Here is a 13,124-nt window from a genome sequence, read left to right on the forward strand (position 1 = left end):
CGCAGTTCGACTATCCATTCATACAGCTCATACAGTTGCCAGTCGATCAACCATGTCAGGGAACTTCTCCACTAACCTGATCAACAAGGCAGCCTGGGCGTTAGGTTTCGACTTTTCCTGCTCCCAGTTTCTCAGTGTGCTCGGGCTGGTCCGAATACGCTTGGCAAAAACAGCCTGAGACATGTGTAGCTTGGTCCGCAGTGCGACGATTTCTTGTGCCCCAACATCTGGAGGCGGAATATCTACCACCGACGTGTTGCGCAGCGTGATCTTGCCTTCGCGTTGAGCTGCCATCTCTTCAACGCCCTGCATCAATTCTGCAAACAGGTCGCGCTTTTTCATGGGGTACCTCGTACTTTCAACTCTGTTTCTATGGCTTTCTTGAGAGCCTTTTCCTGGTCGGCCGTCAGATTCTCAAGCTCGTCTTTGTCATAAATGGCAAACATCCAGAATTGGCCATTATTCATAAGCCAATAATAGATTACCCGCAAGCCACCTCGCCTGCCTTTGCCTCTGCGACCGTCAGCCCAGCGCAGCTTGCGAAAGCCACCCGTCCGAGGCATGACGTCGCCAGCGTGTGGATTCAGCTGCATATGATTTTGCAGCGTTCGATACTCGTCATCAGTCAGATAATTGCCGACTGTGGCAGTGAATGATGTGGTTTCAAAGAAGACAGTTTGCATGGCCAAACTATAGGCAATTTGCTCACAGCTTGGCAATTGCAGCATGAGCCCTCAGACAAGCTGCTCCGCCCCCTTCAATACTTCCATCGCGAGCAGGCTCGCTCCCAAAGGAATGGAGGCGAACACAAGAATCGCGGCGACACTGAGTCAATTGTGGCAGTCAGCCTGCACGCGACTGAAACATCCGGTTCCAAAAAATCATCCAACAAAAAGCCCCGCTCTTCTCTCGAAGGCGGGGCTTTTCAATTCAGCAACCCAATCTCAAGGCGCGTAAGTCAGCAACAACTCACTCGGCACTTTGAAATCCAGCGACATCATCACGCTCAACGCGGTAATGGTGAAGATCGAGAACACGAACAGCTTGCGTGCCCAAACCGTGTCATCCACTGCCTTGTAACCGGTCCAGGCCATGTACAACCAGTACATGCCCATGGCAGCGGCGACGGCGAGGTAGCTCATGCCGGCGTAGCCGCTGAAGGTCAGCATCAAGGTCGCCACGAGGAAGGCCAGGATGTAGAGCAGGATGTGCCGCTTCGCCACTTTGATGCCGCGCTTCACTGGCAACACCGGAATGGAGGCGGCCAGGTAATCGTTGAAGCGGAAGATCGCAATAGCGTAGGAATGCGGCATCTGCCACAGGCTGAACATCACCAGCAGCGTCAGTGCAGCCATGTCGAACGAGTTGCTGACGGCGACGTAACCGATCACCGGCGGCATCGCGCCCGACAGACTGCCCACCAGCGTGCCGTGAACCGACTTGCGCTTGAGGTACAGGCTGTAGAAACCGACGTAGATGACAAAACCGATCACCGCGAACAAAGCCGCCAACGGGTTGGCCACTTTGTACAACAGCACAACACCGGCAATGCCGAGGACGGTCGCGTAGATCAGCGCCAGCTTCAGGGAGATCAGGCCCTGGACCAGCACGCGATTCTTGGTGCGTTCCATCTTCACGTCGATGTCACGGTCGATGCAGTTGTTGAACACACAACCGGAAGCGACGACCAGGGACGTGCCGATCATGGCGGCCAGGAAAATGGCCAGATCGACATGCCCTTTGGAGGCCAGGAAAAATCCGCCTGCCACTGAAAGCACGTTACCGAAAATGATCCCCGGTTTGGTGATTTGGATAAAGTGCTTAAAGGACATGCGGAGTTTCCTCAGTGCGCCATCATGTTGGTGTGGATGCTGAACATGATCCACAGCGACAGGCCAACCAACAGGACGATCACGATCGCAGCGAACACAAACGCGATCACGTTGTTACGCTGGGCGGCCGAGCGGTCCAGATGGAGGAAGTACACCAGGTGCACCAGCACCTGGACCACTGCGAAGATCAGTACGATCCACAGGGTCATGGCTTTCGGCAGAGTCGGGTACATCACCAGGCCGAATGGAATGACGGTCAGGATCACCGACAGAATGAAACCGATAGCGTAGGACTTGACGCTGCCGTGGCCGGCGTCGTGGCTATCGTGGGAATGAGCGTTAGCCATTTACATAGTCCCCATCAGATAAACAACGGTGAATACGCAGATCCACACCACGTCCAGGAAGTGCCAGAACAGGCTCAGGCAGCTCAGACGGGTCTTGTTGGTCGCCGTCAGGCCGTTTTTCTGCACCTGATACATCATGATCGCCATCCAGATCAGACCGCTGGTCACGTGCAGACCGTGGGTGCCGACCAGGGTGAAGAACCCGGACAGGAAGCCGCTGCGGCTAGGGCCGTAGCCTTCGGCGATCAAGATGTGGAACTCGTTGATCTCCATGGCGATGAAGCCGGCGCCGAGCAGGAAGGTCATGCCCAGCCAGCCCAGTACCTGGCTCTTCTTGCCTTTGAACAACGCCAGCATGGCGAAGCCGTAGGTGATCGAGCTGAACAGCAGCAGAGCGGTTTCGCCCAGTACGTACGGCAGCTCGAAGATGTCGGCGCCCGACGGGCCGCCCGCTACGTTGTTAACCAGTACCGCGTACACCGCGAAGATCGACGCAAACAGGATGCAGTCGGTCATCAGGTAGAGCCAGAAACCGAATACGGTCATCTCGCCCGAGTCGTGGTGATGGTCATCGTGCCCATGTCCATCGACATGGGTGTGTCCAGCATTGGTCACTAAGTTCGACATGGTTTAAGCCTGTTCCAACGAGGTTTCAACACGGGTGGCATTGGCAGGAATTTTCCCGGCCGCTACCAGACGTTTGTGCTGCTCGGCTTCGATGCGCTCGATGACATCCACCGGCACCATGTAGCCCTGATCGTCACGGGCGGCATGGATGGTGAAGTACACCACGGTGCCAACCAGACTCACGATCGCCAGCCACCAGATGTGCCAGATCATCGCGAAACCGAACACGGTCAACAGAGCACCCATGACCACACCGGTCGCGGTGTTGTTTGGCATGTGGATCGGCTCGTACTTGGCCGGAGCCTGGTACGCGGTGCCGTTTTCCTTGGCTTCAGTGAACGGATCGATGGTTTCTGCTTTTGGCAGTACCGCGAAGTTGTAGAACGGTGGTGGCGACGAGGTCGACCATTCCAGCGTATGGGCATTCCACGGGTCACCGTGTTCGCACATGTTTTCCGGCTTGTTGCGGTCACGCACACTGACGTACAGCTGGATCAGCTGGCAGGCGATGCCCACAGCGATCATCACCGCACCGAACATGGCGACGTACAGGTACGGCACCCACTCGGGGTTGGTGGTGGCGTTCAAACGACGGGTCATGCCCATGAAGCCCAGTACGTAGAGCGGCATGAATGCGACGAAGAAGCCGGTGATCCAGAACCAGAACGCTGCCTTGCCCCAACCTTCGTGCAGCTTGAAGCCGAACGCTTTCGGGAAGTAGAAGGCGAAACCTGCGATGTAACCGAATACCGCGCCGCCGATGATCACGTTGTGGAAGTGAGCGATCACGAACAGGCTGTTGTGCAGTACGAAGTCCGCACCCGGAATGGCCAGCAGTACGCCGGTCATGCCGCCGATGGCGAAGGTGACCATGAAGCCCAGGGTCCACATCACCTGACTGGTGAAGCGCAGACGGCCCTGGTAAATGGTGAACAGCCAGTTGAATAGCTTCACCCCCGTCGGGATCGAAATCAGCATCGTCGCCAGACCGAAGAAGGCGTTGACGCTCGCACCCGAACCCATGGTGAAGAAGTGGTGCAGCCAGACCATGAAGCCCAGGATCGAGATCGCGCCCGATGCATAGACCATCGAGTGGTGACCGAACAGACGCTTGCCGGTGAAGGTCGAGATGACTTCGGAGAAGATCCCGAACGCCGGCAGAATCAGGATGTACACCTCGGGGTGACCCCAGGCCCAGAACAGGTTGACGTACATCATTGGATTGCCACCAAGTTCATTGGTGAAAATGTGGAAATCCATGTAACGGTCAAGCGTCAGCAAAGCCAGGGTAGCGGTCAGGATCGGGAACGAAGCCACGATCAGGACGTTGGCCCAGGTGCAGGTCCAGGTGAAGATCGGCATGTCCATCAGCTTCATGCCAGGGGTGCGCATTTTCAGCACGGTGGCGAGGAAGTTGACCCCCGTCAGCGTCGTTCCTAGCCCGGATAGCTGAAGTGCCCAGATGTAGTAATCCATCCCCACGCCCGGACTGTATTGCAGGCCCGACAGCGGCGGATAGGCAACCCAACCGGTCTTGGCGAATTCGCCGACGCCCAGGGACAGGTTGATCAACACGACGCCCGACACCAGGAGCCAGAAGCTCAAGGAGTTCAGGAACGGGTAGGCAACGTCACGCGCGCCGATCTGCAGCGGCACTGCAAGGTTCATCAGGCCGGTGAAGAATGGCATCGCCATGAAGATGATCATGATCACACCGTGAGCGGTGAAGATCTGGTCATAGTGTTCAGGTGGCAGGTAGCCAGGCGAACCCTCGGTGGCCATGGCCAGCTGGGTACGCATCATGATGGCGTCGGCAAAACCGCGCAGCAGCATGACCATCGCGACGATGATGTACATCACGCCGATTTTCTTGTGGTCGACCGATGTCAGCCACTCAGTCCACAGGTACGTCCACTTCTTGAAGTAAGTGATCGCAGCGAACAGCGCCACGCCACCGAGCGCGATCATGGCGATGGTAATCATCACGATCGGTTCGTGGAACGGGACCGCTTCCCAACTTAATTTACCAAACATCGTTTACTCCTCTGCCCCGGCAGCTGAATGCGAACTCATGTCCATCCCTTCCATGTTGTGCGCCACGTCTTTCTCTTTCTTCTCGTGGTGCATCGGCTTGCCTGGTTTCATGCCTTCGTACTTGTCGACGATGATCTGAAACAGGCCCGGCGTGACCGAGGAGTAGAGCTCGACTGGGTTGTTCTGGCTTGGTTTGGTAAGGGCTTCGTACTCAGCTTTTTCCAGCTGTTTAGGTGCCTTTTTGACTTCGCTTACCCAGGCGTCGAAATTCTCCTGAGAAGTTGAGATCGCTTTGAATTTCATGCCGGTGAAACCTGCGCCGCTGTAGTTGGCAGAGATGCCTTCCATTTCAGCGTCACGGTTGGCAATCAGGTGCAACTTGGTCTGCATGCCGGCCATGGCGTAGATCTGGCCGCCCAGGCCCGGGATGAAGAACGAGTTCATCACGGAGTCCGACGTCACTTTGAAGTTAACCGGCGTATTCGTCGGGAACACGATCTTGTTGACCGTGGCGATACCCTGTTCCGGGTAGATGAACACCCACTTCCAGTCCAGCGAGACCACTTCGATGGTGATCGGCTTGACGTCGGATTCCAGCGGACGGTACGGGTCAAGTTCGTGGGTCGACACGTAGGTCACGTAACCCAGGGCAATGATGATCAGCACTGGAACAGCCCACACCGCGATTTCAATCTTGGTGGAGTGCGACCACTTCGGCGTGTACACGGCGTTAGTGTTGGTCGCGCGGTATTTCCAGGCGAACAGGAAGGTCATGACGATGACCGGGACCACAACCAACAGCATCAGCAACGTTGCAGTGATGATCAGGTTGCGCTGCTCCAGGCCAACCTGGCCCGTAGGATTGAGCAAGGTCATGTTGCAGCCTCCCAGCAACAGCATGCTGAGCAGCGGCAATAAGCCTAGTAGTCTGGGGTACCTGTTTTTACTCATCTCACGACCTCTAAAGCAGCTTGCGCAATGCAGTTGGGTTTTGATCGCCAACACTTCACCCTGCCAAGGGTTGGCATTTCTCTTGATTGAATAAGGGCTGCCCGTCGCGCGTCAGACGCTGTTCGACAAATCCTGGGTCAGCGGTGAGTTCTTATTCGAATTCGTGGTCAAAGGCCTGGTTACAGACCAATTCCATTTGGTGCGGATAATGGGAAGGCACCGACACCGGGAGTCGCACGAAGCACACGCGCTTCTCGACGCCCTGTTAAGTGCTCAAAGGTGAGCAGTGCCGGGAATTCAGTGCGGGCGATTGTAGTTAGGTAGCGATGCAGAAACCACGTCTCATCCCGAAATAATTTATATCCAATCCAGCAACAATCATTCGCAGTTATTGCAAAAGCACGCCATGTTATCGAAATCGATTCTCAATAAAAACACCAAATTCAGTAGGTGTATCGCCCGCAATTCAGACAGCTTCCACGGTTCTACGGCCCCCTGCGACACCGCCGCAGCCCCTATCGGGCAAGGCCTCTGGCAATTTGCCAAAGGCTGTTAAAACTGCCTGTTCAGGATTGTTACGTTTGTAATCGCAAGGCCTGCGAATGACCCGATTCGTTTGCTGCGCCGTCATAGATCCGTGCCTTCGCAACGCCCTACGACCGCACCGCTGTGACAACATGTCGCACATGTGCCACACCCCCGATTGCCATACATCACAAACTTTTTACGTGAGCTCTGAAACGCACAACGCCCCGGTGCTCTCTACGAAGACCGGGGCGTTTTTGCAGCTGATGGCCGTTTTGGCGACTGAGCTCAGCGCAGGGCTTTGCGGTTGCGCGAGGTGAGCAACGGCACCAGCACGATAACCAACACGAAGGCGACCAGCGCCCACTGGGCCAGCGACAGACCGAGGATAGGCGGGTACGGCGTGGAGCAGAAACCATCAACCTGGAAACCGAGCGGGAAGACTTTCGCCAACGGCAGGCCGTCGACAATCGGTTGCAGGACATCGATGCCGCAGCTGACCGCTGGATAGAATTGCGTGTAAACGTGATGACCAGCGACCGCAGCGCCGGCGATGGCGCATATCACCACCAGGGTTTCGAGCACGGTAATGCTGCGGCGGGTGCGCATGGCCGCGCCGACGAAGGCGAAGATCGCGATCAGCAGCAGCGCGTAGCGTTGAAGAATGCACAGCGGGCACGGCGCCTCGCCCAATACCACTTGCATGTAGAGGGCGCCGCCGATCAACGCCAGGCAGATGATGCCCAACAGCACCAGATAGCGCCGTTCACGGCCCAACCGCATTGTTTCTTCGCTCATCGCGTTTCCCTTCTGAATTTCGAATGCCCGCCAGTTTACACGCTGGCCCAGACCTTGGAGAGCCCGAGACGCATGGAATGGATGACGGGGAATAAACGCCAGGGCGGTTAAGAAGGGATTAAATTTGGGCTATTTCCTGAGATTTGCATGATCACACGATCGAATCGCCAGCAGGCTGGCTTCCACAGTTGAGCGCGTTCCAAAGCGAGACCTGGCGGGGGCTGGCGGGGGCTGGTCCACAGTTAAATGGATTCGCGAGTGGGAACCAGCCTGTTGATGCATTGCTGAGCGAGGGGTAGCCCGCAGGCTCCCACTCTGGAATGCACTTACCTGTGGGAGCCAGCCTGCTGGCGATGCGATGGCTCAGTCGCCGTAGATATCCGATTTGAAATACTTCTGGGAAATTTTCTGATACTCACCACTGGCACGAATACCGTCGATAGCCGTGTTCAGCTTGCTGACCAGTTCGGTATTGCCCTTGCGCACCGCAATCCCGGCGCCCTCGCCCACGTATTTCGGGTCCTTGAGTTCCGGCCCGACAAAGGCATAGCCCTTGCCGCGCGGCATGCTCAGGAAGTCGTTCAAGGGGATGGTGTCGGCGAAAATGGCATCGAGTCGCCCGGCAGCCAGATCCATATAGATCTCTTCGTTGTTGCTGTAACGCTTGACGGTGACACCTTTGGGCTCGAACACCTCGGTGGCGAAACGATCGGTGGTGGTCGCACGTTGCACGCCAACGGATTTGCCTTTGAGGCTGGCGTACTGATCGTCGACGGACGCGCCTTCCTTCATCACCAGACGCGAAGAGGTGAAGTAATATTTGTGGCTGAAATCGACCGACTTTTTGCGGTCTTCATTAATGGTCATGGACGACAGCGCCATGTCGATCTTCTTCACCTTCAGCGAAGGGATCAGGCCGTCGAATTCGCCTTCGACCCAGACACACTGCGCCTTCATCTGCGCGCACAACGCATTGCCGATTTCATAGTCGAAGCCGACGATTTCACCCTTGTCGGTTTTCGAAGCGAACGGCGGGTAAGCGGCTTCGATGCCGATGCGCAGCGGTTTTTCAGCAGCGAACAGGCTGGAGCACGTCAGCAGGCTGAAGGCCAGACCGGTGATGAGGGGGAGTTTCTTCATGTTCGTTCTCTCGCGGTTTGTTGTTGGTTTGGCAAGATGGAAGAAGAGCTGAAGCGGATGAATTTTGTACTTGGAATTCCATACTGGACTTTTGTGTATAAGACGTCAATTTCAGCGAGGAATATGTGCCGACCGATGGTCAGGTGTTGAACCATCAAGGTGGTGGCTGGAGCTGATGACCCCTTCGCGAGCAGGCTCGCTCCCACAAGGGATCTCCTCGTACACAAATGTTGTCTTCATGGAGACCAACTGTGGGAGTGAGCCTGCTCGCGATGGGGCCAGACCTGTCGACAACAAAGCAGCAGGCTGTTTGATCGTTCCCACGCTCTGCGTGGGAATGCATCCGGTGACGCTCTGCGTCACTTCCACCAACGGAACGCGGAGCGTCGCCGGCAGCATTCCCACGCTGAGCGTGGGAACGATCATGCTGCCAAGTTATTTCTTCCAGCGATCCGCCGCGGCATGATCACTGTCGCGACCTTCGACCCAACGCGGCCCGTCGCTGGTGTTTTCCTTTTTCCAGAACGGCGCACGGGTTTTCAGGTAATCCATGACAAAGGCGCAGGCATCGAACGCGGCCTGGCGATGGGCACTGGCGGCGCCGACGAAGACGATCGGTTCACCCGGCTCGAGCGAGCCAATGCGATGCAGCACTTCCAGCTTGAGCAGCGGCCAGCGCTGTTCGGCCTCGGCGGCAATCCTGGCCAAGGCCTTTTCGGTCATGCCCGGGTAGTGTTCCAGAAACATCCCGGCGACATCGAGCCCGTCATTGAAGTCGCGCACATAACCAACAAAACTTACCACCGCACCCACCCCGACATTGGCAGCATGCATGGCGTTGACTTCAGCACCCGGGTCGAAAGCCGTGGGTTGCACGCGAATCGCCATGGCTCAGCCCCCGGTTACGGTCGGAAAAAACGCTACTTCATCACCGTCGCTGACCGGTTCGTCCAGTTGGCAGAGGTCTTCGTTGCGCGCACACATCAGGTTCTGCTCGGTCAGCACCACGGCGCCGTCACGCCGGGTCAATAACTCACGCACGTCATCAACGGTGGCAAAATCGCCGGAAACTTCCAGTGAATCCACACCGAGCGCTTCACGATAACGGGCAAAAAACTTCACGGTAATGTTCATGGCTGATCCGCCTGAAAATGCCCGCTCTTGCCACCCATTTTTTCCAACAGGCGCACGCTCTCGATGGTCATGCCACGGTCGACGGCCTTGCACATGTCGTAGATCGTCAGCGCCGCGACACTGGCGGCGGTCAGCGCTTCCATCTCGACGCCGGTCTGCCCGGACAGTTTGCAACGCGCGACGATGCGCACGGTGTCATCGCCCTCAGCGCTGAGTTCGACCTTGACGCCGGTGAGCATCAGCGGATGGCACAGCGGAATCAGATCGCTGGTTTTCTTCGCCGCCTGAATGCCGGCGATGCGCGCCACGGCGAACACATCGCCCTTGGGGTGACCGCCGCTGACAATCATCTGCAGGGTTTCAGGAAGCATGCGCACCAGCGCTTGCGCGGTCGCCTCACGGAAGGTCACGGCTTTTTCAGTGACGTCGACCATGTTGGCGCGACCTTGGGAATCGAGATGAGTCAGCACGGAGTTACTCCTGATCAGGAGTGGCGATTGTAAACCTGCGGGTCAATTTTCCGCACGCAAGTTTATCCGATCGCAGCAGATCCCCTTGTGGGAGCCAGCCTGCTGGCGATTGCAGAGTGTCAGTCGCCATAGATATTGGCTGACACTACGCTTCGCCAGCAGGCTGGCTCCCACAGTTTGATTTGTGTTGAACACAAAAAAAACCGGGCGACCTGTGACGGCCGCCCGGTTTGGGTGATGCAGTTACAAATGCGATTCAGCGTATTCAGCCAGAATCGACCGAGGCACCCCTTGCAACGTGATGTGCACGCCGTTCGGGAAGTCCTTGAAGCGCTCTGTCAGGTAGGTCAGCCCGGAACTGGTCGCGGACAGATAAGGAGTGTCTATCTGCGCCAGGTTACCCAGGCACACCACTTTGGAGCCAGCGCCGGCACGGGTGATGATGGTTTTCATCTGGTGCGGCGTGAGGTTCTGGCATTCGTCGATCAGAATCAGGCTCTGCTGGAAGCTGCGACCCCGGATGTAGTTGAGGGATTTGAACTGCAGCGGCACTTTGCTGAGGATGTAGTCGACGCTGCCATGGGTGTTCTCGTCATCCATGTGCAAGGCTTCGAGGTTGTCGGTGATGGCGCCCAGCCAAGGCTCCATTTTTTCCGCTTCGGTGCCGGGCAGGAAACCGATTTCCTGGTCCAGACCCTGCACGCTGCGCGTGGCGATGATGCGGCGATAACGTTTGCTGACCATGGTCTGCTCGATCGCAGCGGCCAGGGCAAGGATGGTTTTACCGGAACCCGCCGCGCCGGTCAGGTTGACCAGGTGAATGTCCGGGTCCAACAGCGCGTACAACGCCAGGCTCTGATAAATGTCGCGCGGTTTCAGACCCCAGGCTTCCTGGTGCAACAAGGGTTCCTGGTGCAGGTCGAGAATCAGCAGCCTGTCTTCTTCGATTTCCTTGATCCAGCCGACAAACCCCTGCTCGTCGATGATGAACTCGTTGATGTGCACCGCCGGCAGGTTGTCGATCAGTTGCACCTGGTGCCAGGTGCGGCCATGGTCCTGACGGGTATCGACATTCTTCACACGGTCCCAGAAGGACCCGTCCATGTTGTGGTAACCATTGGGCAGCAGCGACACGTCGTCGACCAGTTGGTCGGTGCTGTAGTCCTCGGCCGCGATCCCGCAAGCGCGGGCCTTGAGGCGCATGTTGATGTCTTTGGTGACCAGCACCACGGGCAGCTTGGGCTCGCGAGCGTGCAGGTCGATCAACTGGTTGATGATGATGTTGTCGTTCAGGTGTTCGGGCAGAATGATATTGGGCTCGGCGCGCTTGCTCATCAGAATCGACAGCAAACCTTTGGGCCCGCCTTTGCCGCGCTGAATCGGCACGCCCAGTTCGACGTCTTCCGGGCTGGCATCGCCCAGGGTCTTGTCAATCAGACGAATCGCCTGACGGCATTCCGCAGCCACGCTGTGATGCCCGCTCTTGAGCTTGTCCAGCTCTTCCAGCACGGTCATCGGAATTGCGACGTGGTGTTCTTCGAAGTTAAGCAGGGCGTTTGGATCGTGAATCAATACGTTGGTATCGAGTACATAAAGGATTGGCTGGTTGGAGGAAGAACTACGTCCGTGGTCATCCATACTCGGTCACCTTTGTGGGAGCCATTAGACGCAATACCTGAGCGGTGCTGCGCCTCGAAGTGACTGCCGAATTCACCTGCAAGGGATCAAGTGAACTGCACACACAAACTGGGTCTTGGGAGACGCCACCTGTGTTGCAGGTTTCGGCGGTCTGCTTTCGTAATACTCCAAAACATGTGACAGGAAAAAGCACTTTGACGTTTTTTTGAAGTTTATTTTTCAGAGTGACCAATAACACTTGGCGGTAGGCCATCACCCCGTTAAAGTCGGAAGTCCGCCTGCATCGAATGCTGCTTCAAAATCGCCTTTGGCCCAATGTTCCCGGGCTTTGTCGAACTCAGCGAAACGCCTCCTGACAATCCTCCCAGCCGATTCCGCTGTGCGCCGTTTGCGTCATCAGCCAGGGCACTGCCGTCTTCACGCCGTCCTGCTTCGCATTGAAATTGATCACGCCGTGGCGCCATAGCAGCATCAGGGTCAGAACGCGTTGCGCGCTCTGCTCGGCCTTGAGCTTGCCAGCGCCGTCCTGGGCATCGATGTCCCACAACGCGACCTGCAAACCCTGGGCCTTGAAGAAGCCTTCAGCATCCGCACGGCGCTGGCCATCGGGCGGACGGAACAGCGGCACGAAGTTCTCCGGCAATTTGCTTTTGACCAGTTCGACGCTGCGCCGCACCGAATCCTGCCAATCCTGCCAATGGCTGTGGGAGCGGAACTCCCAGCCTTGGACGCCGATGCATTGCGTTGAATAGAGCGCTTGCAGGCTGGCCACCGAACTTTGCGCCAAACGCGCCTGAATATCCTTGCCGAGGACGAAGAAGGTACCGTTCAGGTTGGCTTTGCGCAGGTAATCCGCAAGCCAGGCGGTATTGTCCGGCGCGGCATTGGCGGCACTGTCGAACGACAGCAGAAACAGCCGGTCATGCATCGCCTCGCCGTTGCGCTCATGGTCGCCAAAAAGATCGACTTCGCTGCTGGTCTGCGGGAACAGCGCGGCTTTACGCAACTGTTCGTCCAGGTACAGGACGTGGAACACACGACTCGGTTCGGCCCACTTGATGTAATAGCTGTCGTCGCTGATCTGAAACTTGGCGGCTTGCTGACGCAAAGTGTCCATGTCTTCGACGAGGAAACAGAAAGAGGCATCCTGATCGCAGCTCTGTTGGGCGAAATTGTAATTGCTCAGCAGACGCTGCCACATGCGCTGACGCAGGCGGTTGATCGAGTCGACGTTGACCGTGCGCAGGTTAAGGCGCTGGGCCAGGCTGGTTTCATCCAGGGATTCGGTGGCCAGCAGAATGCGCGCGAACATGAGAATTTCCGCCCGCGACGCGACGTCGAACATCGTCGGGCTGCTGAGCTGCTCCGGCCAGGTGCTGCGATCAAGCGTCGCCACGTCGCCCGGCGCCGCCAGGGCACCGCAGCTTAGAAGCCACGCCGAGAATAAAAGAACAATACGCAATGGGATGTCTCCATAACAAAACCCGCGCGGCACTATATCGCGGGTAGATGAAAAGATCGCAGCCTCGCGTTGCTCGACAGCTCCTACAAACTTGAGCCCCTGTAGGAGCTGTCGAGCAACGCGAGGCTGCGATCTTTTGCATGACACCACTGATCACCTATGAAAC

The 13,124-nt window shown here is 57.0% G+C and carries 14 protein-coding genes; all 14 read right to left on the reverse strand.

From position 1 onward, the window contains the following. Nucleotides 1-27 precede the first annotated feature (27 nt). Entirely contained in the window at nucleotides 28-342 is a 315-nt protein-coding gene (locus DU29_RS0121395) for a helix-turn-helix domain-containing protein (RefSeq protein WP_028623530.1), read from the reverse strand. Then, entirely contained in the window at nucleotides 339-683 is a 345-nt protein-coding gene (locus DU29_RS0121400; RefSeq protein ID WP_028623531.1) for a hypothetical protein, read from the reverse strand. Before DU29_RS0121400 ends, DU29_RS0121395 begins: the two co-directional genes overlap by 4 nt. Nucleotides 684-944: 261 nt before the next feature. Beyond that, nucleotides 945-1,832, reverse strand: coding sequence for a heme o synthase (gene cyoE, locus DU29_RS0121405; protein ID WP_028623532.1), 888 nt, complete (start codon nucleotides 1,830-1,832; stop codon nucleotides 945-947). 11 nt (nucleotides 1,833-1,843) lie between these two features. Then, nucleotides 1,844-2,179, reverse strand: coding sequence for a cytochrome o ubiquinol oxidase subunit IV (gene cyoD / locus DU29_RS0121410; protein ID WP_028623533.1), 336 nt, complete (start codon nucleotides 2,177-2,179; stop codon nucleotides 1,844-1,846). Further along, nucleotides 2,180-2,806, reverse strand: coding sequence for a cytochrome o ubiquinol oxidase subunit III (locus DU29_RS0121415; protein WP_028623534.1), 627 nt, complete (start codon nucleotides 2,804-2,806; stop codon nucleotides 2,180-2,182). It abuts the gene before it with no gap. Between the two features lie 3 nt (nucleotides 2,807-2,809). After that, complete coding sequence (cyoB, locus tag DU29_RS0121420; RefSeq protein ID WP_028623535.1) at nucleotides 2,810-4,840, reverse strand: cytochrome o ubiquinol oxidase subunit I; 2,031 nt, start codon at nucleotides 4,838-4,840, stop codon at nucleotides 2,810-2,812. Nucleotides 4,841-4,843: 3 nt separating this feature from the next. Continuing rightward, complete coding sequence (gene cyoA, locus DU29_RS0121425) at nucleotides 4,844-5,791, reverse strand: ubiquinol oxidase subunit II (protein ID WP_028623536.1); 948 nt, start codon at nucleotides 5,789-5,791, stop codon at nucleotides 4,844-4,846. A gap of 813 nt (nucleotides 5,792-6,604) precedes the next feature. Further along, the gene (locus DU29_RS0121430; RefSeq protein WP_028623537.1) at nucleotides 6,605-7,114 is read right to left on the reverse strand and encodes a disulfide bond formation protein B; all 510 of its coding nucleotides are present in this window, start codon (nucleotides 7,112-7,114) and stop codon (nucleotides 6,605-6,607) included. A gap of 363 nt (nucleotides 7,115-7,477) precedes the next feature. Further along, nucleotides 7,478-8,254, reverse strand: coding sequence for an ABC transporter substrate-binding protein (locus tag DU29_RS0121435; protein WP_028623538.1), 777 nt, complete (start codon nucleotides 8,252-8,254; stop codon nucleotides 7,478-7,480). 435 nt (nucleotides 8,255-8,689) lie between these two features. Beyond that, the gene (gene moaE / locus DU29_RS0121440) at nucleotides 8,690-9,142 is read right to left on the reverse strand and encodes a molybdopterin synthase catalytic subunit MoaE (protein WP_028623539.1); all 453 of its coding nucleotides are present in this window, start codon (nucleotides 9,140-9,142) and stop codon (nucleotides 8,690-8,692) included. Nucleotides 9,143-9,145: 3 nt separating this feature from the next. Beyond that, nucleotides 9,146-9,388, reverse strand: coding sequence for a molybdopterin converting factor subunit 1 (moaD, locus tag DU29_RS0121445; protein ID WP_028623540.1), 243 nt, complete (start codon nucleotides 9,386-9,388; stop codon nucleotides 9,146-9,148). Next, a complete protein-coding gene (moaC, locus tag DU29_RS0121450) occupies nucleotides 9,385-9,858 on the reverse strand; it encodes a cyclic pyranopterin monophosphate synthase MoaC (RefSeq protein WP_028623541.1) in 474 nt (157 codons plus the stop codon). The genes moaD and moaC overlap by 4 nt, the downstream gene beginning before the upstream one ends. A gap of 243 nt (nucleotides 9,859-10,101) precedes the next feature. Continuing rightward, complete coding sequence (locus DU29_RS0121455; protein WP_028623542.1) at nucleotides 10,102-11,496, reverse strand: PhoH family protein; 1,395 nt, start codon at nucleotides 11,494-11,496, stop codon at nucleotides 10,102-10,104. A 337-nt stretch (nucleotides 11,497-11,833) separates the two neighbouring features. Further along, entirely contained in the window at nucleotides 11,834-12,958 is a 1,125-nt protein-coding gene (locus tag DU29_RS0121460) for a polysaccharide deacetylase family protein (RefSeq protein WP_028623543.1), read from the reverse strand. Nucleotides 12,959-13,124: the final 166 nt, after the last annotated feature.

This window comes from Pseudomonas sp. Ant30-3 (assembly GCF_000690905.1).
Taxonomy (GTDB): Bacteria; Pseudomonadota; Gammaproteobacteria; order Pseudomonadales; family Pseudomonadaceae; genus Aquipseudomonas.